We start from the raw sequence: 23,147 nt of genomic DNA on the forward strand, positions 1-23,147 counted from the left end.
ACACAACCTTTCGCTGGTTCGTTCGTCCCGCCCCACGCTAGTACCTCCGCCGGCGGGACGCGACGGGTGGGGTGGCTCAGCCGCGGCTGGTGGGGTTGGTGCCGGTGATGGTGCGGTTGCTCTGCGTGTCGTCGCTGCGGCGCTCGGTGAGGTCGAAGGTGGCCTCGCGGTCCATGTACTCCCGGGCGCTCGCGTGGTCCGGGAAGTGCATGTCGCGCACCACGTCGCGGTCCAGCAGGGGCACGTCCACCGCCGAGACCAGCTCGTGGCCGGTCACGCGGGCCTCGTCACCAGGCTTGAACAGCTCCTCGGACATCTTCTCGCCCGGGCGCAGGCCCGTGTAGACGATCTCGATGTCCCGCTTGCCGGACATGCCGATGAGGCGCTTGGCCACGTCCACGATCTTCACCGGGGTGCCCATGTCCAACACCATCACCTCCCCGTCATGGCCGATGGCGGCCGCCTGCATGACCAGCTGGCAGGCCTCGGGGATGAGCATGAAGTAACGCTCCACGTCCGGGTGCGTGACGGTGACCGGACCACCCTCGCGGATCTGGGAGGTGAACGCCGGAATGACCGATCCGCGCGAGCCCAGCACGTTGCCGAAGCGCACGGACACGTACCGGCCCGGCTCCTTCCGCCCGAAGTCGCTGGTGATGCGCTCCGCCAGGCGCTTGGAGTAGCCCAGCACGCTGGTGGGGTTGGCGGCCTTGTCCGTGGAGACGTTCACGAAGGTGGTCACACCCGAGCCCGCGGCGGCGGTGAGCACGTTGTGGGTGCCCTGCACGTTGGTGAGCCAGGCCTCGTGCGGGTAGGCCTCCAGCAGCGGCAGGTGCTTGAGGGCCGCGGCGTGGAAGACCACGTCCGGGCGGTGCTTCTGAAACACCTCGTGCAGGCCCTGCAGGTCGCGGATGTCGGCCAGCACCAGGTCGTCGGAGTCCAGCAGCCCGTGACCGGTCAGGCTCATGGAGGTCTGCTGCAGCGAGCTCTCGTCGCGCTCCAGCAGCAGCAGCTTGGAGGGCCCGAACTTGGAGATCTGGCGCGCCAGCTCCGAGCCGATGGAGCCGCCGGCACCGGTCACCAGCACCGTCTTGCCCGAGAGCTCGTTGGCGATGGCGCCCTGGTCGAGCTCGATGGGGCGGCGGCCCAGCAGGTCGGCCAGGTTGATGTCGCGCAGGTCCGACACCTGCGGGCGCCCGTCGGTGATGGACGCGATGGGGGGCAGCACCATGGTGCGCAGACCGGCGGAGTCACCCAGGTCGCTCAGCTCGCGCAGCAGGTCCGAGTCCGCGTTGGGCAGCGCGATGATCAGGTGGCTGACGTCGTACTTCTCCGCCAGGGACTTCAGGTCGCGCCGGGTGCCCAGCACCCGCACGCCGTCGATGCGCAGGCGCGCCTTGGTGGGGGAGTCGTCCACGAAACCCACCGGCTCGTAGGCCGCCCGGGGGTCCTCGATGATGGAGCGCACCAGCTGCCGTCCGGCGGAGCCGGCCCCAAGGATCAGCGCGCGGTGCTCACGGTCGGCGCGGGCGGCCTGGTGTGTGTGCCGCGAGCGGACCACGAAGCGCACGGCCAGCATGCCGGCCAGGGCCAGCGGCCCGGCGATGAGCGGCACGCTGCGGGGCACCAGCCCGTCGGCGAGCAGGGCCCACAGGAAGAGCGGCACCAGGGTGATGAGCGTCGCCCGGCCCAGGTCGGTGGCCTCCTCGAAGGAGCCCCGCTGGTGGCCCACGGCGTAGGGGCCGACGACTAATCCGACAGCGGCGTGCAGCAGGGCAGCCACCAGGGCGACCGCGAGCGTTCCCCACCCGAGCGTGTATTCGACGTTGAAGTCGAAGCGCAGGCTGGTGGCCACCCAGACGGCGACGAACCACATCCCGGCATCGATCGCGGCCCACGCGTAGCGGACCTTCCGGTCGCGGCTCGCCAGGTCTCGGCGGACGTCAGTCGGCACGCTGTCCCTCTCATCGTCGTCGATGTGCATCCACCCACGGGTGGACCCTGGGGCCGAACATATCGGAGTGCCGGACAAAACAGAACGCCGGACGCCCGTGGGGGCGCCCGACGTGGTGGGGCGTTGGTCACACCCCGCCGCAGCCGCGCAGGGCCGCGGTATTTCAACGCATACCGAAGTCCTTCAGCCGCGCGAGTAGTCGTCCTCGAGGCGCTCGATGTCACCCTCGTCGAAGGTTCCGAAGGCCACCTCGAGCACCTGCCCCTCCTCGGAGCCCTCGTTGCCCAGACGGTGGTTCACACCGCGGGGGATCCACACCCGCTCGCCGGTCTCCACCGTGGAGATCTCCTCGCCCACCTGCGCCGTCACCGGACCGCGGGTGACCACCCACAGCTCGTCACGGTGCTCGTGCACCTGCAGCGAGAGCCGCTGACCCGGCAGCACGGAGATGAGCTTCACGGTGGACTGCTCGTTGTGCGTGAACTGCTCGAAGCGGCCCCACGGCCGGGCGTCCTCGATCACCTCGTCGCGGGGGTCGCGTCGGGCCTGGGTGGTGTCCTGCTGCACGTTCTCGCTCCTGCTCGTCCTGGGGTCAGCACCGTCCGGTGGTGCGACCGCCCCCACACGGGGGGAGCGCTCACCCTAGCCCGGTGGGCCGCTGCGTTCCCTCCGACGAGGGCATGAGCCGCGTCACCCAGCGCGGCACCCTGCACAGCCCCACCGCCACGACAGCACCCGGTTCCACCGCACCGAAGGTGCGCGAGTCCGTGCCCTGCCCCGGGTTGTCGCTCGTCACCCACCAGCCCACCCGCCCGTCGACGATGCGGCGGCACCGGGCGCGCTTGATGCCCAGCGGGCGCGCCCCCATCGGCCCGGCGGGGAGCTGCACCACCACCAGGCGCCCGGGACGCACCCGGGCGCCGTGTGCCACCAGCACGAGGTCACCCGGCCGGAGCGTCGGCTCCATGGAGTGGCCGCTGACGCGTGCCAGGCCCACCCTCATCGGCGCGCGCCCCTCATCGACACACGGGGTGCCGGACGATCACTCCCCGAGGCGCATCCAGCGGGTCCACCCGCCGTTGAGCACCAGCCAGGCCACCAGGCCGTACCCGGTGCGGCCCGGGTTGCGACCGTCGCCCGCCAGCAGGTCGGCCTCCCACTGCTGGTGCCCCAGCAGGGGCGTGAAGCAGTCCACGAAGGGCACACCGCGGCGCGCGCACACGTCGGCCTGCGCCTCCACGATGGCGCGCAGCTGCTCGTTGGCCACCTCATCGGCCCGCGGGGTGGGGCTCACCACGAAGGTGGCGATGCCGTGCGTGGCGGCATCGTCCAGCATGTTCGCCACGTTGAGACGCGAACGCGCCGTGGTGAGCGACGCCTCCGGGTCGCCCCCACCGATGCCGATCACCAGGCGCCGCTCGTTGCGGCCACCCCAGCGCGGGTCGCACTCGGTGCGCCACCGACCCAGCAGGTGCGCCGAGTTGGCCCCCACCACGCCCAGGTTGTACGCCGCGACGTCCACGTGCTCCAACGGCGTGCGGGCCATCACGCGGCCCACCCAGCCCAGCGCACGGTCGTCGCCGTACCCGGAGACCGAGCCGTCGCCCACGAAGCACAGCCCGATGCGCCGCTGCCCCTCGCTCACCGAGAACTGCTGCTTGGTGTCGAAGGTCGTGCGGGTGCTGTCACTGGGATAGGTGGGGCGGGAGTCACTCACGCCAGCTCCTTGGGTCTCGGGGTCTCGTGGGTTCTCGGTGCGGGCACCGCGGGTCCGGGGCACATCATCACCCGGCGGCACCGGTGCTGTCGACGTACGCCGGTCCTGGCTCAGTCCCCGGGCACCTGCAGCGGGGCGTGCCAGGTCTCGGTGGCGTACCTGGTGCGCCACCCCATCGCCGAGTAGATCTTGTGGGCACTGGTGGGGGAGTCGGCGTCCACCTCCAGGTCCACGAACTGGCGCCCGCGCTCCGCGGCGTCGCGGATCACGGCGTGCAGCAGCCCCTTGGCCGCACCCCGGCCACGGGCGGCGCGGGTGACGCCGATGTACTCGATGTAGCTGCCCACCGCCTCCGGGACCGCCTGCTGCAGGCCCTCCTCGGCACGGCGGAGCTGCTCGTCCAGGTCACCGTCGTCCAGCACCGCCGCGGCGATCACGGCGCCGGCGGCGGTGCCGTCCTCCGCGAGCTCGGCCAGCCACCAGTGGTCCCAGCGGTGCGAGCGCTCCTCGCGCAGCCGGCTGACGAACTCCAGGAAGGGCTCGGGCTGGCTGTTGAAATGGTCGCGGAAGGAGTCCTCCAGGGCCGCGTGCACGGCGCGCAGGTCGTCCTCGTTGGGCAACCGGCCGGAGGTGTTCTGGTCCACCATGCGGATGACCAGCCCCTCCTTCGGCGCGCCCAGCGTCTCCGGGTCGGCCTCCTCGGGCGTCACCGGACGGCGCATCTGCCACCACGTGCGCTCGTTGCGGAAACCGGCCGCCGCCAGACGCTCCCGGGTGAACTCGTCCGCCTCGTACGGGCTGGAGTCCAGCACCGTCTCCGACACACCCCGACGCCAGGCGATGCGGATCGCCGCGGCGCGGCCCCAGGCGAACAGCGCGTCCCACACGGCCACCGCATCGACCCCGTCCACCTCACCGGCCACCAGGGCCGGGTCGAGGTACACGTCGACCATCACGCGGTGCACGGCGCGGTCGTTCACGTTCACCCACCCGCGCACCTGCCCCTCGGCGTCCTGTGCGATGCGGTGGAAGCGGAACTCCGCCCCCCGCCCCAGCACGCGGTCGTCGACGTCCACCCACGCGGTGGAGGCCTTGCCCAGCACCCGCTCCTGGTGGGCCGCGAGCAGCCGGGTCATGGCCGGCGTCTCGGCCGCCACCGGCTTGTGCAGGTGCCAGCCGTCGGGGAGCTGGTCCTCACCGGCGGTCACACCGTCGGTGATGTCCAGCGCCAGGGCGAGCTCACGGTGGTAGGCCTTGCGGAAGTCCTCCATCGGCTCAGTCCTCGAAGGCGCGACGGATGAGGTCGGCCTGCTCGTCCTTGTGCTTGGCGTTCACGCCCGTGGCCGGGGAGGCCGCCGCCGGCCGGCTCACCTGGCGCAGGCTGCGCTCCTCACCGTGCTCGGCGAACACGACCGGCAGGTTGATGGCCATGAACGGCCACGCACCCTGGTTGCGGGGCTCGTCCTGCACCCACACCAGCTCGGCGTCCGGGTACTGGGCCAGCGCCTCGGTCAGCTCCTTGCCCGGGATGGGGGCGAGCTGCTCCACACGGATGATGGCCACGTCCTGCGCCTCGCGCTTCTCGCGCTCGGCAGCCAAGTCGTAGTACACGCGGCTGGAGCAGATCATCACCTTCGTGACCTTGCCCGGGTCCGGGGAGGTGGGGTCGGGGATCACCGGCTGGAACTGACCCTCGGTGAACTCCTCGATGGGGCTCACGGCGGCCTTCAGACGCAGCAGCTGCTTGGGGGTGAACACCACCAGCGGACGGCCCGGCTCGCTCTCCGCCTGCTTGCGCAGCAGGTGGAAGTGGTTGGCCGGCGTGGACGGGTAGGCCAAGGTCATGTTCTGCTCCGCGAAGAGCGTCAGGAAGCGCTCGATGCGGGCCGAGGAGTGGTCCGGGCCCTGGCCCTCGAAGCCGTGCGGCAGCAGCAGCACCACGCGGGAGCGCTGGTTCCACTTCTGCTCCGAGGAGGCGATGAACTCGTCGATGATGGTCTGCGCGCCGTCCACGAAGTCGCCGAACTGCGCCTCCCAGACCACCAGGCCCTCGGTGTTCTCCACCGCGTAGCCGTACTCGAAGCCCAGCACCGCGTACTCGCTGAGCAGCGAGTCGTAGATGTCGAAGCGGCCCTGGTCGTCGGCGATGTGGCGCAGCGGCGTCCACTCGTCGGCGGTCACGTTGTCCACCAGCACGGCGTGGCGCTGGGTGAAGGTGCCGCGGCGGCTGTCCTGCCCGCTCATGCGCACGCTCCGGCCACCGGCCAGCGTGGCCCCGAAGGCCAGCAGCTCGCCCATGCCCCAGTCGATGCCGCCGTCCTTCGCCATCGCGTCGCGACGCTCCAGCAGCTTGGTCAGCTTGGGGTGGATGGTGAAGCCCTCGGGGACATCGCCCCACACGGCGCCGAGCTTCTCCAGGTCCTCCGTCGACAGCGAGGTGTCGATGGCGCTGTCCCAGCCGTGCTCCACCGGCTCCGGCACCTCGGGCGCGTCCTCCTCGGCCGCCTCCTTGAGGGCCTGCTTGGTCTCGGTGAAGACCGACTCCAGCTTCTGCTGGTAGTCCTTCAGCATGGCCTTCGCGTCGTCCTCGTCGATGTCACCACGGCCCAGCAGCGAGTCCTGGTAGATCTTGCGGACCGAGCGCTTGTTGTTGACCATCGTGTACATCTGCGGCTGCGTCATCGAGGGGTCGTCGCCCTCGTTGTGACCGCGGCGGCGGTAGCAGACCAGGTCGATCACGACGTCCTTGTGGAAGGCCTCGCGGTAGGCGAAGGCCACCTCCGCCACGCGGGCGCAGGCCTCGGGGTCGTCGCCGTTCACGTGGAACACCGGGGCCTCGATCATCTTGGCCACGTCCGTGGAGTAGCGCGAGGTGCGGCCCTCCAGGGGGGAGGTGGTGAAGCCCACCTGGTTGTTCACCACGATGTGGATGGTGCCGCCGGTCTTGTACCCCGACAGCCGGCTCATCTGCAGCGTCTCGGCCACCACGCCCTGGCCGGCGAACGCGGCGTCACCGTGCAGCAGGATGGGCAGCACCGGGTACTCGCCGTTCTTGGCCAGGCGGTCCTGCTTGGCGCGGGCGATGCCCTCGAGCACCGGGTTCACGGCCTCCAGGTGCGACGGGTTGGCCGCCAGGTAGACGCCCACCTCGTTGCCGTCGTCGTCGGTGAACGTGCCCGAGGTGCCCAGGTGGTACTTCACGTCACCCGAGCCGCTGGTGGCACCCGACTCGCCCTCGAACTCGCGGAAGATCTGCGCGTAGGACTTGCCGGCGATGTTGGCCAGCACGTTGAGGCGACCGCGGTGCGGCATGCCGATGCACACCTCATCGAGGCCGTCGGCGGCCGCCCCGCGCAGGATGGTGTCCAGCATCGCGATGACGGACTCACCGCCCTCCAGGCTGAAGCGCTTCTGGCCCACGAACTTGGTCTGCAGGAAGGTCTCGAAGGCCTCCGCCGCGTTCAGGCGGCCCAGCAGGTTCAGCTGCTCCTCACGGCCCGGCTTCTCGAACGGCTGCTCCAGCTGCTCCTGCATCCAGCGGCGCTGCACCGGGTCGGAGATGTACATGTACTCCACGCCGATGGTGCGGCAGTAGGAGTCACGCAGGATGCCCAGGATGTCGCGCAGCGGCAGGCGCTCGGCGCCCCCGAAGCCGTTGGTGGGGAACTCACGGTCCAGGTCCCACAGCGTCAGGCCGTGGGTGTTGATGTCCAGGTCCGGGTGACGACGCAGCTGGTACTCCAGCGGGTCGGTGTCGGCCATGAGGTGGCCGCGCTCGCGGTAGGCCTGGATGAGGGCCTGCACGCGGGCGTCCTTGGAGAGGTCGTTCTCGTGCACCGCGGCGATGTCCGGCACCCAGCGGATGGGCTCGTACGGGATGCGCAGCGACTGGAAGATCTCGTCGTAGAAGCCGTCCTCGCCGTTCAGGTAGCCGTGCACCAGCTTGAGGAACTCACCGGAGGCGGCGCCCTGGATGACGCGGTGGTCGTAGGTGGAGGTCAGCGTGAGCACCTTGCTGACCGCGTCCTTGGCGATGCGCTCGGGCGACATGCCCTGGAACTCGGCCGGGTACTCCAGCGCGCCCACGCCGATGATGGCTGCCTGGCCGCTCATCAGGCGGGGGACCGAGTGGGTGGTGCCGATGCCGCCGGGGTTCGTGAGCGACATGGTGGTGCCCTGCAGGTCCGCCATGTCCAGCTTGTTGTCGCGGGCCTTGGCCACCAGGGCGTCGTAGGCGTACCAGAACTGGGTGAAGTCCATCTGGTCGGCGTGCTTGATGGACGGCACGATCAGCGTGCGGCTGCCGTCCGGCTTCTTCATGTCGATGGCGATGCCGAGGTTCAGGGTGCCGGGGTTGGTGACCTGCGGCTTGTCCTTGTCGTCGGTGCCGTAGACGAAGTTCATGTCCGGCATCGTGCGGACGGCCTTCACCAGCGCGTACCCGATGAGGTGGGTGAAGCTGATCTTCCCGCCCCGGTTGCGGGCGAGGTGGCCATTGATGACGATGCGGTTGTCGATGAGGGCCTTGGCAGGCACCGCGCGCACGGACGTGGCGGTGGGCACGGTCAGGGAGGCGTCCATCGCCTTGACGATGGCCCCGGCGGTGCCCTTGATCTTCTCGGTGCTGGGCTGGGGGTCGGCCTGCACGTCGCGGGGGCTGGGCATGTCGCGGCTCAGCGGACGGCGGCGCGGCGGGTTGAGCTCCTCGCCCAGCTCGCCGCCCTCGGTGTTCACCACAGAGCGCTTCTGCGAGGGGGAGACCTTCTCCGGGGCCTGGGAGACCGACTCGGAGGACTTCGAGGCCTTGGGGGCGGACTCACCGTCCTTGGCGGCGCCCTTGGAGGCGGCACCCTTGGCGGCGCCCTTGGTGTCGGGGGCCTTGTCGGCGGTGGGGGTCGTGGACGACTTCTCGGCCGAGGGCTTCTTCTTGGCGTCCTCGGCAGCCTGGGAGTCCCGGGGGCGCTTCGAGGCGGCGGGCTTGCTCCCCGCATCGGAGGCGGCCTTGCCCTCGTCGGCCTGGGCGGCCTTGCCCGCGGCGGGCTTGCTGCCCGCATCGGACTGCCCCTGCGCACCCTCGGGCGACCACGTGGCGAACAGCTCCTGCCACTCCGGACCCACCGAGCTCGGGTCCTCCTGGAACTGTTCGTACTTGTCCTCCACGAGCCAGTCGTTGGCCCCGAAGGTGGCCTGGGCGTCGGAGGAGTGGTTCTCGGCCACGGTGGATGCGCCTTCTTCCCTGCACTCGAGTGTTCGTGTCGTGCGGGGCTGCCTCCGGGTGGGCACCCCACATCACTGCTGGGGTCCAGCCTAATGCCCGGCCACCGTGGGCGAGGGAGGTGGGGACGCCGCGGGGCGGGCGGCGACCGTGGTGGTCGTCCGCCCGCCCCGCGGGTGGGGTGGAGGGGGCTCGATGGGGTGGGTCACCGCATCGAGCCCCTCCGGGGTGTCAGGTGACGTCCGTGGAGTTGCGTCGCAGCCCGCCGAGGATCACGAAGAGCAGGGCGTACCCGGCCAGGACCAGGCCACCCGCCCACATCGGCAGGACGTCCCACGGGCCGTTGGGGCTGTTGGTCAGCGCACCGGTCGCGGAGCCGGGCAGGAAGCGCGCGGCGTCGCCCACCCAGTCCCAGATCATCGAGAGCACGAAGATGACCTGCTCGCCGATGATGCTGAACGCGAAGCCGATGAGGACCGTCGCCACCGTGCTCTTCAGCAACAGGGCGAGCCCCATGCCGAGGAGCGCCCACAGGATGCACGCGAGGACCTGGGAGGCCAGCATCGTGATGAGGTCCGCGGACTGGGGGAACACCTCCATGTCGTTGGCGATCATGAAGGGGATGCCGCCGGCCAAGGCGCCGGCCAGCAGGGACAGGCCCACCAGCAGGCCCACCACCACGCTCGCGACCATCTTGCCGAACAGGACGGTCCACCGACGGGGAGTCGCCAGGAAGGTGGCGGTCCACGTGTTGTGGCCCCACTCCTGGCCGATGAGCATGGCCGCGCCCGTGAAGGCCGCCAGGTAGGCAGGCATCAGACCGGCGCGGTAGACGCTCTCCGCGGTCTGCAGCGGGTCGTTCATTCCCGGGACCTCCACGCCCTCGGGAACGGTGCTGTAGGACCACGCCGTCAGCGCGGAGAAGGCTGCGGCCAGGAGCAGGGTGATGATCACCAGCAGCCAGGGAAGCTTCAGCGTGAAGAGCTTGCGCAGCTCAGAGTTGATGATGCCCATGTCAGCCCTCCTGGTTTCGGTTGCCGTGCTGGTCGGTCAGCTTCACGAACATCTCCTCGAGGTCGCTGCTGGTCGAGGTCAGCCCGTGGATGGGCTGGCCCGCGGCCAGAGCGGTGTCGCCGATGAGGACCCCGTCGGTGCTCTCGACGTCCAGGGTGGTCGGGCTCGTGACGTGGGCCCGCAGGCCTCGGTCGGCGAAGACGCGGGCGAGCGTCTCCGCATCGCGGGTGGCCACGCGAGTGCCCTTGTCGGCGTCGAGGCTGTCCAGCGGGCCCTGGGTGACCATGCGGCCGTTGGCGATGATGACGACGTCGTCGACCGTCTGCTGCACCTCGCTGAGCATGTGCGAACTGATGAGGACGGTCTTCCCCTGGTCCTTGGCCATGTGACGGAGGAAGTCACGGAGCCAGCGGATGCCCTGCGGGTCGAGGCCGTTGGCGGGCTCGTCCATCACGAGCACCTTGGGGTCGCCCAGGAGCGTCACGCCGAGGCCGAGACGCTGGCGCATACCCATGGAGTAGCCGCCGACCTTCTTGCGCGAGGCGGCTGGGATGCCGACCAGCTCGATGATCTCGTCCACGCGGCGATTCGGGATGCCATGGGAGGCGGCGATCACGCGGAGGTGGTTGCGACCCGTGCGGGTGGGGTGGAAACCGGTGGCCTCCAGGGCGGCGCCCACCGTGTGCAGAGGGCGCTTGATGTCCTTGTAGTCCTTGCCGTCGATCGTGGCGGTGCCGGAGGTCTTGGACATCAGGCCCAGCAGCATGCGCAAGGTGGTGGTCTTGCCCGAGCCGTTGGGGCCCAGGAAGCCGGTGATGCGACCGGGCTCGACGGTGAAGGACAAGTCGTCGACGGCCCGGAAGCTGCCGAAGTGCTTGGACAGGTTCTGGATCTCGATGCGTGCCCCGCGGCCGTCGCCACCGGTGGCGGCGTACCCCGCATGTGGGTCGGCAGGCTGCTGGGGCGCGCTGTCGGTCATCGAAGTGCTCATGTCACCCCCAAGGGTGTGGAGGGCTCGTGGGAGCCGTGGTCTGGGTACTGGCCCATCACAGCACCCCCGGCTCGTCCCGGAGTGTGAACCCCGGGACCGGTCCGGGTGACATTCGTCATCCCGTGGTCGGATCTGCCGGGGCAGCGGGGGAGTTGGCGCGGAAGAGGTGAACCCGGCACGCCGTACTCACCGTGCCGGGTTCACCTTTGCCGTGCCGGGTTGGCCGGGGGGGCAGCCCCAGGTCGGGCCGGTCGACTTGGCTCCCTCGGGCCGGCGCCCCGCCGCGCCACCTGGCTGCCCCGGGCCGCCACCCTTCCCCGGCACCCACCCATGGGTCTCGCGCTGCCTCATCGGTTCGTCGTTCTTGGGGGAGGGGCATCTGTTCGTCGTAGTTCGGGGATTTTCGGCCGGACTTGGCCCAAGAGCGACGAACGGTTGGGGGTCGCCCCAATAGCGACGAACAGTTCCGGGCGGACCGCAGCCCCAAAGGTCCCCACCCCGCCAGGGCCACCCGCCTCTCAGGCCCGGCCCAGCCGCCGCTCCAGGTCCGTCAGCCAGGCGTGCTGATAGCTGGGCTGCAGGTCGACCGAGGTCAGTGTCAGCACGTCGTAGCCCATATCGCGGAGCATCTCCAACCGGCGCAGAGTCTTTCGGCGTTCCTCCGGGCTCTCGTAGTGGCTTTCACCGTCATACTCGACCACCACCATGGTGCCCTCCCAGGCGAAGTCCACCTCGGTGACCTTCTGGCCGTGCTCGTTCCTCACCGGGTGGTTGAGCAGGGGTTCGGGCAGTCCGTGGCCGATCATCAGGATCCGGGCTTTCGACTCCCTCACCGACCGCGACCGAGGACGCACGAGCCGCAGCGCCTTCCGGGCGAGCGCCTGACCCGGCGACCCCGGGCGCCGTTCGAGCACCTCGGCGAACTGCTCCATCGGCCCGTTGGCGCCCCACTCGCTCACCAGGTAGTCACCGGCCGCCACCAGCGCGTCCAGACCCCAGTGGCCCGGCGCAGCAAGGTCCAGCCAGGTGTCCACGGGACTCGTCACGCGGATGCCGTTCACCTCCGTCACGGTGCGCCACTCCAGCCCGGAGTGCGCGATGACGTCGGGGCGCCGCACCCGCAACCGGCCGGGTCGACGCACGTGGACCGGCTCCCGCATCGAGGGGGCCGATGGGGTGGGCATCCCGTGCAACACCGCCGCCGACTGGCAGCTGATGGCGCTGTCCGCCGGCAGTCCGGGCCGGATGGCGGCGATGCGTTCCTCGGGTGTCTGCGGTGGTCTGCGTGACCGGGCCCCGGTGGTGGCGGAGTGCCAGCCCGGGTGTCTGAGGCGCTGCCGGTCGAGCCCCCTGTCGAGTGCCTCCGTGCAGGAGAAGTGGTCGGGGCTCGGGACGGGAGGTTGCGGAGGCTCAGGGATCCGGGCGGCGCACATGCCCACAGGGTCCGGGCCTGCGTGGTGGCCGTGCTGGGGGTGGTGTGCTCGCCTGTGGATGCTGTGACGTCCGGCCCGGCGGCGTCCCCGGGCCGGGGCTGCCTCATCGAGTCGTCGTTCTTGGGGGGGGGAGGCATCTGTTCGTCGTGGTTCGGGGGTTTTCGGCCGGATTTGGCCCAACTGCGACGAGTGGATGAGGTGGCCCCAATATCGACGAACAGATGGGACGCCGGGGCCTGCAGGGCGGGGCGTGCTGGCCAGGGGAGCTGCTGCGGGGGAGCCAACCCACCCCACACACGCCGCAGGCCCCGGTCCACGACGGACCGGGGCCTGCAAAGAACCGTGCGCCCCCGGCAGGATTCGAACCTGCGCACCCGCCTCCGGAGGGCGGTGCTCTATCCCCTGAGCTACGGGGGCACGGTGTCCAACCGCCCGGACCAGCCGGACCGATGAACCGAGGGGACACCCTACCAGCGGACGTCGGTAGGGTTCGCGCATGACTCCCGAGCAGCTCGCCCAGGCCATCACCGCCGCCCTCGAGGCGGCCGTCGCCGACGGTCAGGTCACCGTCGACATCCCGGCTGAGGTGCGCGTGGAGCGACCCAAGGACCGCAACCACGGCGACTGGGCCAGCAACATCGCCCTCCAGCTGGCCAAGAAGGCCGGCATGAACCCGCGCGAGTTCGCCGAGATCGTCGCCGCCCGCCTCCGCGAGGCCGAGGGGGTGGCCGCCGTCGACATCGCCGGCCCCGGCTTCCTCAACATCACCCTCAATGCGGCCAGCGCCGGCGAGCTGGCCCGCTCCATCGTGGAGTCCGCCGACACCTACGGCGACAACGAGGCGCTCGCCGGCCACACCATCAACCTGGAGTTCATCTCCGCCAACCCCACCGGCCACCTGCACGTGGGCCACACCCGCTGGGCCGCCCTGGGTGACTCGATGCGGCGGCTCCTCACCGCCAGCGGCGCCGACGTCACCGCCGAGTACTACATCAACGACGCCGGCGCCCAGATGGACAAGTTCGGCGCCAGCGTGCTGGCCGCCGCCAAGGGCGAGCCCACCCCGGAGGGCGGCTACCCGGGCGAGTACATGCAGGAGCTCGGCGCCGCCGCCCTGGAGCAGCGCCCCGACCTGGCGGACCTCCCGCAGGACGAGGGCACCACGGCCGCCCGGGAACTGGGCTACCCGCTGATGCTGCAGCAGATCAAGGACACGCTCGACGCCTTCGGGGTGCACTTCGACGTGTGGTTCTCCGAGGCCGACCTGCACTCCCGCGGCGCCGTGGAGCAGGCCGTGGACCGCCTCCGCGAGCAGGGCCACGTGTACGACGAGGGCGGTGCCGTCTGGCTGCGCACCACGGACTTCACCGACGACAAGGACCGCGTGCTCATCCGCGCCAACGGCGAGCCCACCTACTTCGCCGCCGACGCCGCCTACTACCTGGACAAGAAGGACCGCGGCTTCACCGAGAAGATCTACCTGCTCGGCGCCGACCACCACGGCTACATCAACCGCCTCAAGGCCATCAGCGCCGCCGCCGGTGACGACCCGGAGCAGAACATCGAGGTCCGCATCGGCCAGCTCATCTCCATCAACGGTGCCCGCCTGAGCAAGCGCGCTGGCAACGTGGTGGACCTCAAGGACATGCTCGAGTGGATCGGCGCCGACGCCATCCGCTACTCCCTGGGCCGCTACCCGGCGGACACCCCGCTGGAGCTCGACGGCGAGGAGCTGCGCAAGCAGACCAACGACAACCCGGTCTTCTACGTGCAGTACGCCCACGCGCGCACCGCGAACGTCGCCCGCCTCGCCGCCGCCGATGGGGTGAGCCGCGCCGACGGCTTCGACCCCGCCCTCCTCAGTGACCCCACCGAGGCGACCCTGCTGGCCGCCCTGGGTGACTTCCCGCGCGTGGTGGCCCAGGCCGCGGAGCTGCGCGAGCCGCACCGGGTGGCCCGCTACCTGGAGGGCCTGGCCGGCGCCTTCCACAAGTGGTACGACGCCTGCCGCGTGCGCCCCCGTGACGGCGAGGAGGTCACCGACCTGCACCGCAGCCGCCTGTGGCTGAACGACGCCACCGGCGTGGTGCTGCGCCGCGGGCTCGACCTGCTGGGGGTCTCCGCACCCGAGCGCATGTGAGCCGGCCGCCGGGCCGGGGCGCGCCCCGGCCCGGCGCGGCGCACGCGTCCCCCCGGGGCCACGCCGACAAATGGGGTGCACCGCCCCCGCATCCCCGGTGATAGTGTGACGGCCGTCGGCAGGAACACTCGTTCCACCCGGCATCTCCCGGCCTGAGGGTCGTCCCGCGGATCCCACGCAGTCGCATGGGCCTGATCCGAATGTGATGACGAACCCGGTTGCACGGACCAGTCGCCACCACGGGATCCTCTTCGGCCAGTAACCGAGCACGACCCTCGTCGCCGCCACCGGCGCGCCTGCGGTCGCGCCGACATCCATCACCTCTGCGCCCCTCTGGCGCAGGTTGGAAGGACATGCATGACTGACATGACCCAGCCGGCCGAGAGCCCCAAGCGTTCGACGGCCCTGAGCGCCCTTCGCCTGGCCGAGCTCCAGGAGTTGGCCGCCAGCATGGGCATCGACACCACCAAGAAGCGCAAGGGGGACCTGGTGGCCGAGATCCGCCAGGCGCGCGTGGACGCCGGGTCCGCCCGGCCCACCACCAGCGCTCCGGCCACCGCCGGCGCAGCCCAGGACGGGGGCGCCGAGCAGGCCGCCCCGCGCGGGCAGCGTGGCCGTGCCAGCAGCGATGAGGGGGCGCCCGCTGCCGGCACCACCCCGGAGAGCACCCCCGACAACGCCGCCGCCTCCACCCCCGAGGACGTGCAGGACGCGCCGCAGACCCGCGGTCCCCAGACCTCCTCCGATGAGGGTGACGACAACGAGGGTGGCTCCGGCCGCACCCGTCGTGGTCGCCGTGGCGGCCGCACCCGTGGCGAGTCGGACCAGGACGAGCAGCAGGGCCAGCAGGGTGGTCAGGAGGACGACGACCGCAACGACCGCGGCCGCCAGCAGGACCAGTCCGGCCGTGACCGTCAGCAGGACGACCGCCAGCAGGACGACCGCCAGCAGGACGACCGCCGCCAGAACAACCAGGGCAACAACGGCCCGGACCGTGGCGGTGACGACGAGGACGACGAGCGGGGTGGCCGCCGCCGCAGCCGCCGCAACCGTCGCAACCGCGGCCGCAACCGCGGTGATGACGACCAGCAGGGCGGCCAGCAGAACCGCGGCGGTCAGGACCGTGGCCAGGGCCGCGGCGACCAGCAGAACCGTGGCGGCCAGGACCGCGACAACCAGCACCGCGGCCAGGGCGACGAGCCCGACCTGGTGCCCATCGCCGGCATCCTGGACGTGCTCGACTCCTACGGCTTCGTGCGCACCACCGGCTACCTGCCCGGCCCGAGCGACGTCTACGTGCCCATGCAGATGATCAAGCGCCACGGTCTGCGCAAGGGCGACGCCGTGGTGGGCCGCATCAAGCCGCGCCACGACCTGGACGACGACATGTCGACCCCCACCCCGCAGCAGGGCCGCCGCAACCAGAAGGCGAACAAGAACAAGTTCAACGCCCTGGTGAAGGTCGACCAGGTGAACGGCATGAACCCCGACGACGCCCGCCGTCGCGTGGAGTTCGGCAAGCTCACGCCGCTGTACCCGCAGCAGCGCATGCGCCTGGAGAACGGCCAGAAGAACTACACCAACCGGGTGATCGACCTGGTGGCGCCCATCGGCAAGGGCCAGCGTGGCCTCATCGTGGCCCCGCCGAAGGCCGGCAAGACGATGATCCTGCAGGCCATCGCCAACGCCATCACGGAGAACAACCCCGAGGCGCACCTCATGATCGTCCTGGTGGACGAGCGTCCCGAGGAGGTCACCGACATGCAGCGCACGGTGGCCGGCGAGGTCATCGCCTCCACCTTCGACCGCCCGGCGGACGACCACACCATCGTGGCCGAGCTCGCCATCGAGCGCGCCAAGCGTCTGGTGGAGATGGGTCAGGACGTGGTGGTGCTGCTGGACTCCATCACCCGTCTGGGCCGCGCCTACAACATCGCCGCGCCGGCCTCGGGCCGCATCCTCTCCGGTGGTGTGGACTCCTCGGCGCTGTACCCGCCCAAGCGCTTCTTCGGCGCCGCGCGCAACATCGAGAACGGTGGCTCGCTCACCATCCTCGCCACCGCGCTGGTGGAGACCGGGTCCAAGATGGATGAGGTCATCTTCGAGGAGTTCAAGGGCACCGGAAACATGGAGCTGCGTCTCTCGCGCCAGCTGGCCGACCGCCGCATCTTCCCGGCCGTGGACGTCAATGCCTCGGGCACCCGCAAGGAGGAGATCCTGCTCTCCGCCGAGGAGCTCAAGGTGGTCTGGAAGCTGCGCCGCGTGCTCTCCGCGCTGGACAGCCAGGCCTCCATCGAGCTGCTGCTGGACCGCATGCGCAAGACCGGCAGCAACGGTGAGTTCCTCATGCAGGTGCAGCAGACCTCCTCGATCAAGCTGGAGGACGAGGAGGACTGACCTCCTTCTCGATGGGGTGAGCCCGCCTCACCCCTCGCACCGGGCCGGGGCCTACCGTGGACACATGACCACGGATGAGGCCCCGGCCCGCAACGCGTCCACCGAGGGCGCCTTCGAACGAGACACTCGCTACATCACCGACCGCATCACGCGTGACGCCCCGACTCCCGGGCCCACCGGCGAGACGGTGGGGGAGATGATCTGGCCGGTGGAACCGCATCGGTACCGGCTGGTGGCAGCGCGGGCCTGCCCGTGGGCGCACCGCACCGTCATCGTGCGCCGCCTCCTGGGCCTGGAGGGGGTCATCTCCCTGGGCCTGGCGCACCCCGTGCACGGCGAGGCCTCGTGGAACTTCAACCTCGATGAGGGGGGCGTGGACCCCGTGCTCGGCGTCCACCGCCTGCGGGAGTGCTACAACGCGCGGGTGGCCGACTACCCGCTGGGCATCACCGTCCCGGCCATGGTGGAGGAGTCCTCCGGCCAGGTGGTGACCAACGACTTCGCCCAGCTCACCCTGGACTTCTCCAGCGAGTGGGTCGAGCACCACCGCGAGGGGGCGCCGGACCTGTACCCCGAGGCGCTGCGCGCGGAGATGGACCCCATCATGCGGCGCATCTACACCGAGGTGAACAACGGTGTGTACCGCTGTGGCTTCGCCGGTGACCAGGAGTCCTACGAGGCCGCCTACGAGCGCCTCTGGACGGCTCTGGACTGGCTGGAGGAGCACCTGGCCGACCGCCGCTACCTGGTGGGGGACCACATCACCGAGGCGGACATCCGCCTGTTCACCACCCTGGTGCGCTTCGACCCCGTCTACCAGGGCCACTTCAAGTGCAACCGCTCCACGCTGCGGGCCATGCCGGTGCTCTCGGCCTACCTGCGCGACCTGTTCCAGACCCCCGGTTTCGGCGACACCACGGACTTCGTGCAGATCAAGCAGCACTACTACGAGGTGCACCGTGAGGTGAACCCCACCGGTGTGGTGCCCGTCGGTCCGGACATGGGCTGGCTGCTGGAGGCCCACGGCCGCGAGGAGCTGGGCGGCTCGCCCTTCGGCGCCGGCACGGCGCCCGGCCCGGTCCCCGCATCGGAGCGGGTGCCGGCGGGGAACACGCCGCTGGGCGACGCCACGCGCTGACCGGCCACCCGCCCGGGCGGGCACGACGAAGGGGGCCCCTCCGCACGCGCGGAGAGGCCCCCTCATCGATGCCGGTGGGCACCGACGGATCAGACCTGCGGTCGGTCCTCCGGACCACCCTGACCCGGCAGGCCCTGGCCGCCGGGCTCACCGCCGGCCTGGTCGTCCCGCATCGGGGAGTTGCGACGCGGCTCGTCGTCCGCGTGCGTGTCCAGACCCGGGTTGCTCTGGATGGCCGAGCCACCCGCGGGAGTGGCACCGCCCAGACCGCCCATGCCCGCAGCGGAACCGCGGCGCGCGGTGGCGGAGTCGGCCACCTCGTCGGTGGCGCCACGGGCCTCGGCACGCGCCTTGCGCAGCGCCTCGGCCGGGTCCTCCAGGTTGGTCTCCTCGATGTCGAGCTTCATCGGCTCGCCGATGGTGTTCTGCTCGCGCACCGCATCGCCCGAGGAGTCCATGCCCGACTGGCCGCCGAGCACGCCACCCACACCCTTGAGGGCGTCGGTGATCTCGCTGGGGAAGAAGAACATCTTGTTCGCCTCGCCCTCGGAGATCTTCGGCAGCGCCTGCAGGTACTGGTAGGCGAAGACCTTGCTGTTCGGGTTGCCGCGGTGGATCGCGTCGAACACCTGCATGATGGCGCGCGACTCACCTTGGGCGCGCAGCACGGAGGCCTGCGCGTCACCCTCGGCGGTGAGGATGGCTGCCTGCTTCTCACCCTCGGCCGTGAGGATCTGCGACTGCTTCACACCCTCGGCGTTCAGGATGGCCGCACGACGGTCACGCTCGGCGCGCATCTGCTTCTCCATGGAGTCCTGCACGCTGGGCGGCGGGTCGATGGCCTTCAGCTCCACGCGGTTCACGCGGATGCCCCAGCGGCCGGTGGCCTCGTCCAGCACGCCGCGCAGGCGGCCGTTGATCTGGTCGCGGCTGGTCAGGGTCTGCTCCAGGTCCAGCGAACCGATGACGTTTCGCAGCGTGGTGACCGTGAGCTGCTCGATACCCGAGATGTAGTTGGCGATCTCGTAGGTGGCGGCCTTCGGGTCGGTGACCTGGAAGTAGATGACGGTGTCGATGGAGACCACCAGGTTGTCGCTGGTGATCACCGGCTGCGGCGGGAAGCTGACGACCTGCTCACGCAGGTCGACGCGGGCGCGCGACTTGTCGATGAACGGGATCAGCAGGTTCAGGCCGGCGTCCAGCGTCTTGCTGTAGCGGCCCAGGCGCTCCACGATCACCGCGGTGGCCTGCGGCACGATCATGATCGAGCGCACCAGCACGATGACGACGAACAGGAGCAGCAGTATCAGGACCACTGCTGTGATGGCTTCGGGCACGTCTCCTCCTCGGGGACGGATCGGTTCGGGTCAGGTCTGTTCAGGGGGAGGGGTCAGGCGGGGATCAGGCCGTCAGTCGCTCGATGCGGGCGGTCGCACCCTCGATGCGGGCGACGCGCACCTTCTCGCCGATGGCGAAGGTCTCGCCGTCCCACTGCGGGCGCGCGGTCCAGGTCTCACCGGCGAGCTTCACGGTGCCGGCCAGCTCGGTGACCGGCTCGGTCACCAGGGCGTCGCGCCCCTTGAGAGCGGCGGCGTTGGTGACGGCCAGCGGCGTGTTCTCCAGCAGGCGGCGCTTCAGCACCGGGCGCACCAGGAACAGCAGCAGCAGGGAGGCCAGGGCGAAGGTGACCACCTGGCCGGTGAAGCCGAGCCCCATCGCCGCCAGCACCATGGCCACCAGGGCGCCGATGGCCAGCATCAGGAACATGAAGTCGAGCGTGATCATCTCCACGGCGCCGAGGGCGAGGGCGGCACCGAGCCACCACAACCACTGGGAATCTCGGAGGAAATCGAACATGCCGGAACTGTAGTTTGCGTCACGTCCGCGAGGCATGGGCCCTCGGGTGGACGCGTCCCGCATCGAGGGGCGGGCAGTCACCCGACGGCGCGTTTGGCGCCACGGCGCGGTGGTGGCAGAATGGCCCGTTGCGTCCGGTTCACGTCACGCCAGCTGCAGCGCCCCTCCATCAGGTGCTGCACCCCGGGCACGCGGCGATCCGTCCACACGGGCACGCGGACGACCCGGACATCCCACCTGAACGAGGAGAGACCATGCGCAAGGACATTCACCCCGCGTATGACACCACCGAGGTCGTGTGCACCTGCGGCAGCACCTTCACGACCCGCAGCACCGCCGAGGGCGGCCGCATGAGCGTGGACGTGTGCAGCCAGTGCCACCCCTTCTACACCGGCAAGCAGAAGATCCTGGACACCGGTGGTCGCGTGGCCCGCTTCCAGCAGCGCTACGGCAACAAGGCCGGCAACTGAGACATCTGGTCATGGCCGGGTACCCCACGGGGGTGCCCGGCCATCATCATGTCTGCAGGAGGACGTCAGGATGAGTGAGGCACTGGCCGAGGCCCTGGCCGAACACGCCCGGCTGGAGGCCGAGATGGCCCGCCCCGAGGTGGTGGCCGACCCCGTACGCTTCCGCGCCGCCGCCCGGGGGTACGCGGCCCTGGAGCCCGTGGCCCGCGCCGCGGCCCGCCGCGACGCCGCCGAGCAGGACCTCGCCGCAGCCCGCGAGCTGGCGGACGAGGAGCCCGAGTTCGCCGCCGAGCTGCCGGCCCTGGCCCACGAGCTCGAGGAGGCGCAGGAGGCCCTCACCCGTGCCCTGGTGCCGCGCGACCCCGACGACGACCGCGACGTGATCCTGGAGGTCAAGGCGGGGGAGGGCGGTCAGGAGTCCGCGCTCTTCGCCGGCGAGCTGGTGCGCATGTACCTGCGCCACGCCGAGCGGCGGGGGTGGGCGGCCACGGTGCTGGAGTCCACCGCATCGGACCTGGGCGGGGTGAAGGATGCCCGGGTGGCCATCCGCGCCCGGTCGGCCGGCGAGCCCGGCGAGGCGCCGTGGGCGCGGCTGAAGTTCGAGGGGGGAGTGCACCGGGTGCAGCGGGTGCCGGTGACCGAGTCGCAGGGGCGCATCCACACCTCCGCAGTGGGCGTGCTGGTGCTGCCGGAGGTGGACGACCCCGGCGAGGTGGAGATCGCCGCGGCGGACCTGAAGGTGGACGTGTACCGCAGCTCGGGGCCCGGCGGGCAGAGCGTGAACACCACCGACTCGGCCGTGCGCCTCACCCACCTGCCCACCGGTGTGGTGGTGACCTGCCAGAACGAGAAGTCGCAGCTGCAGAACAAGGAGGCCGCGATGCGGGTGCTCGCCTCGCGGCTGCGGCGCATGGCGCTGGAGGAGGCCGAGGCCGAGGTCTCACAGGCGCGGCGTGCGCAGGTGCGGACGGTGGACCGCAGCGAGCGGGTACGGACCTACAACTTCCCCGAGAGCCGCGTGAGCGACCACCGCACGGGGTACAAGGCGCACAACCTGCCGGCGGTGCTGGACGGAGACCTCGACGCGGTGATCGACTCGCTGGTGGCCGACCACGAGGCGCAGCTGCTGGCGGGGGAGGGCTGAGCCGTGGAGCCGGTTGCCCTGGGCACCCTGCTGCGCAGCGCCACCGCCCGCCTGTCCGATGCGGGGTGTCTCAGTCCCGCGGCCGACGCGGCGGTGCTGTTGGCACACGTGGTGGACTGCGAGCCGGGTGAGCTGCACCGGCGGGTGCTGCTGGGGCACGAGCTGGCCGCGGACGACCCCCGCGCCGAGCGGTTCGAGGCGGCGGTGGTGCGGCGCGAGGCCCGGGAGCCGCTGCAGCACATCACTGGCGCGGCGTGGTTCGCGGGCGTGGAGCTGGAGGTGGGCCCGGGGGTGTTCGTGCCGCGGCCGGAGACCGAGCTGTTGGTGGAGCGGGCGGTCGCGCGAGTGCTGTGGCTTGCGGGCGGGGCTGGCCCTGAGGCGCAGGTCGAGGTGGTGGACCTCTGCGCCGGCAGTGGGGCGGTGGTGCTGGGCCTGGCGGGGCGGCTGGGCGACCGGGCGGCCGCGGGGGATGCCGTGCCCGGCACGGTGCTGCGGGCGGTGGAGCGCGACCCCCGCGCGGCCGAGTACGCCGAGCGGAACATCGACGCAACCGGGGTGACCGTCGACCTCAGGGTGAGTGATGCGCGGGAGGAGTTCGTCGACCGCGAGGGGCAGGTGGACCTCGTGGTGAGCAATCCGCCCTACGTGCCGCAGGGGGTGGAGCCGCTGGAGCCCGAGGCCCGCGAACACGACCCGGCCGCCGCCCTGTACGGCGGCTCCGAGGACGGGCTGGCCCTGCCGCTGCAGCTGGCCCGCCACGCGCGGAGCCTCTTGCGGCCCGGGGGCTGGTTGCTGATGGAGCACGACGACAGCCAAGGGGAGTCCCTGCCGGCGGCCCTGGCGGGGCTGGGCTACGACCAGGTGGCCGACCACCACGACCTCGCCGGCCGCCCCCGCGTGGTGGAGGCCCACTGGCCCGGCCGCGGCTGAGTCAGGCCTCGGCGACGACCACGCCCCACTGGGCCGCGGCCAACCGGGCGAGCTGCCCCGGCGTCAGCACAGCGCCACTCAGGGCCGTGAGCGGCAGGTCCTCCGGCAGCCCCGCAGCGCGGAGGTCCGCACCGGCCAGGTCGGCGCGCTCGATGTCCACGCCCAGCAGGTCGCACCCGTCGAAGGTGGCGCCGCGCAGGTCGGTGCCGCGGAGCACCGCATCGGTCAGCCGGGTGCCGTCGAAGGCGTTGCCGGACAGGCCGGCCCCGGTCAGGTCGATGGCGAACGCCGTCCCCCCGGCCAGGGTGAAGCCCATGCCCCGCGTCTCGCGCAGGCTGGCCCCGCTGAGGCGGCAGCCGGAGAAGGTGGCCCCGGTGAGCAGGGCGTTGTCGGCCACGGCGTTGGTGAGGTCCACCGCATCGAACCGGGCGTCGCACAGGTCGGCGCCCTCCCAGCGGGTGCCGGCCCAGGTGCCGCCGGTGATGGTGATGCCGTCGGCCGTGGCGCGGTCGAACCGGCTGCCGGTGGCCGTGCAGTCCTCGAAGGTGGTGCCCGAGAGCTCGGTGCCGCGCAGGTCGAGCTCCTCCAGGGTGCAGCGCACCAGGTGGGCGGAGTCCAGGGCGGCCTCGCGCACCTCGGCCTCGCCGAGCACCCGGTCGGTCCAGCGTGGGTCGGGCGTGCTCTCGCGGGGCTCGGGGGTCATGGGCCGATCCTCGCACCCGGGCGGGGCTCACCCCATCGCCCCGG

General features: G+C 71.1%; 18 protein-coding genes and 1 tRNA gene. 6 read left to right on the forward strand and 13 right to left on the reverse strand.

What is annotated here, in order from left to right:
• Positions 1–76: 76 nt before the first annotated feature.
• From ACEY2A_RS01515 to ACEY2A_RS01560, 10 genes are all read right to left on the reverse strand, one after another.
• The gene (locus ACEY2A_RS01515; RefSeq protein ID WP_374929121.1) at positions 77–1,954 is read right to left on the reverse strand and encodes a polysaccharide biosynthesis protein; all 1,878 of its coding nucleotides are present in this window, start codon (positions 1,952–1,954) and stop codon (positions 77–79) included.
• Between the two features lie 183 nt (positions 1,955–2,137).
• On the reverse strand, positions 2,138–2,521 hold the full coding sequence (locus ACEY2A_RS01520; protein ID WP_374929122.1) for a phosphomannose isomerase type II C-terminal cupin domain: 384 nt from the start codon (positions 2,519–2,521) through the stop codon (positions 2,138–2,140).
• A 70-nt stretch (positions 2,522–2,591) separates the two neighbouring features.
• Complete coding sequence (locus tag ACEY2A_RS01525) at positions 2,592–2,957, reverse strand: S24 family peptidase (RefSeq protein ID WP_374929123.1); 366 nt, start codon at positions 2,955–2,957, stop codon at positions 2,592–2,594.
• A 39-nt stretch (positions 2,958–2,996) separates the two neighbouring features.
• Entirely contained in the window at positions 2,997–3,671 is a 675-nt protein-coding gene (locus ACEY2A_RS01530; RefSeq protein WP_374929124.1) for a GDSL-type esterase/lipase family protein, read from the reverse strand.
• A 110-nt stretch (positions 3,672–3,781) separates the two neighbouring features.
• Entirely contained in the window at positions 3,782–4,942 is a 1,161-nt protein-coding gene (locus ACEY2A_RS01535) for a GNAT family N-acetyltransferase (RefSeq protein WP_374929125.1), read from the reverse strand.
• A 4-nt stretch (positions 4,943–4,946) separates the two neighbouring features.
• Positions 4,947–8,888, reverse strand: coding sequence for a multifunctional oxoglutarate decarboxylase/oxoglutarate dehydrogenase thiamine pyrophosphate-binding subunit/dihydrolipoyllysine-residue succinyltransferase subunit (locus ACEY2A_RS01540; protein WP_374929126.1), 3,942 nt, complete (start codon positions 8,886–8,888; stop codon positions 4,947–4,949).
• 229 nt (positions 8,889–9,117) lie between these two features.
• The gene (locus tag ACEY2A_RS01545; protein WP_374929127.1) at positions 9,118–9,900 is read right to left on the reverse strand and encodes a hypothetical protein; all 783 of its coding nucleotides are present in this window, start codon (positions 9,898–9,900) and stop codon (positions 9,118–9,120) included.
• A 1-nt stretch (position 9,901) separates the two neighbouring features.
• Positions 9,902–10,891: an ABC transporter ATP-binding protein gene (locus ACEY2A_RS01550; protein WP_374929128.1), complete on the reverse strand. Its 990-nt coding sequence runs from the start codon at positions 10,889–10,891 to the stop codon at positions 9,902–9,904.
• A gap of 518 nt (positions 10,892–11,409) precedes the next feature.
• Positions 11,410–12,075 carry a DUF559 domain-containing protein gene (locus tag ACEY2A_RS01555; protein ID WP_374929129.1) on the reverse strand — a complete coding sequence of 222 codons (666 nt, stop codon included), beginning with the start codon at positions 12,073–12,075 and terminating at the stop codon, positions 11,410–11,412.
• Positions 12,076–12,669: 594 nt separating this feature from the next.
• Positions 12,670–12,741, reverse strand: a tRNA-Arg gene (locus tag ACEY2A_RS01560).
• Positions 12,742–12,820: 79 nt separating this feature from the next.
• Here ACEY2A_RS01560 and argS point away from each other — a divergent pair.
• From argS to ACEY2A_RS01575, 3 genes are all read left to right on the forward strand, one after another.
• On the forward strand, positions 12,821–14,464 hold the full coding sequence (gene argS / locus ACEY2A_RS01565; protein ID WP_374929130.1) for an arginine--tRNA ligase: 1,644 nt from the start codon (positions 12,821–12,823) through the stop codon (positions 14,462–14,464).
• 357 nt (positions 14,465–14,821) lie between these two features.
• Positions 14,822–16,861: a transcription termination factor Rho gene (gene rho, locus ACEY2A_RS01570; protein WP_374929131.1), complete on the forward strand. Its 2,040-nt coding sequence runs from the start codon at positions 14,822–14,824 to the stop codon at positions 16,859–16,861.
• Between the two features lie 64 nt (positions 16,862–16,925).
• On the forward strand, positions 16,926–17,999 hold the full coding sequence (locus tag ACEY2A_RS01575; protein ID WP_374929132.1) for a glutathione S-transferase family protein: 1,074 nt from the start codon (positions 16,926–16,928) through the stop codon (positions 17,997–17,999).
• Between the two features lie 89 nt (positions 18,000–18,088).
• Here the strand turns inward: ACEY2A_RS01575 and ACEY2A_RS01580 are convergent, their stop codons facing one another.
• Positions 18,089–19,336 carry an SPFH domain-containing protein gene (locus tag ACEY2A_RS01580; RefSeq protein ID WP_374929133.1) on the reverse strand — a complete coding sequence of 416 codons (1,248 nt, stop codon included), beginning with the start codon at positions 19,334–19,336 and terminating at the stop codon, positions 18,089–18,091.
• 64 nt (positions 19,337–19,400) lie between these two features.
• Positions 19,401–19,856 (reverse strand): NfeD family protein, encoded by a 456-nt coding sequence (locus ACEY2A_RS01585; protein WP_374929134.1) that lies wholly within the window; start codon positions 19,854–19,856, stop codon positions 19,401–19,403.
• A 254-nt stretch (positions 19,857–20,110) separates the two neighbouring features.
• On the opposite strand from ACEY2A_RS01585, the gene rpmE reads away from it, so the two are divergent.
• The 3 genes from rpmE to prmC all read left to right on the forward strand — a co-directional run bounded on the left by rpmE (position 20,111) and on the right by prmC (position 22,400).
• Entirely contained in the window at positions 20,111–20,326 is a 216-nt protein-coding gene (gene rpmE, locus ACEY2A_RS01590) for a 50S ribosomal protein L31 (RefSeq protein ID WP_374929135.1), read from the forward strand.
• Positions 20,327–20,396: 70 nt separating this feature from the next.
• Positions 20,397–21,470 (forward strand): peptide chain release factor 1, encoded by a 1,074-nt coding sequence (gene prfA / locus ACEY2A_RS01595; protein WP_374929136.1) that lies wholly within the window; start codon positions 20,397–20,399, stop codon positions 21,468–21,470.
• A gap of 3 nt (positions 21,471–21,473) precedes the next feature.
• Positions 21,474–22,400, forward strand: a complete 927-nt coding sequence (prmC, locus tag ACEY2A_RS01600; RefSeq protein ID WP_374929137.1) for a peptide chain release factor N(5)-glutamine methyltransferase — start codon at positions 21,474–21,476, stop codon at positions 22,398–22,400.
• Between the two features lies 1 nt (position 22,401).
• On the opposite strand, the gene ACEY2A_RS01605 is transcribed toward prmC, so the two are convergent.
• Positions 22,402–23,103 carry a pentapeptide repeat-containing protein gene (locus tag ACEY2A_RS01605; RefSeq protein WP_374929138.1) on the reverse strand — a complete coding sequence of 234 codons (702 nt, stop codon included), beginning with the start codon at positions 23,101–23,103 and terminating at the stop codon, positions 22,402–22,404.
• Positions 23,104–23,147: the final 44 nt, after the last annotated feature.

It is taken from the genome of Kytococcus sedentarius, assembly GCF_041937525.1.
GTDB lineage: Bacteria > Actinomycetota > Actinomycetes > Actinomycetales > Dermatophilaceae > Kytococcus > Kytococcus sedentarius_A.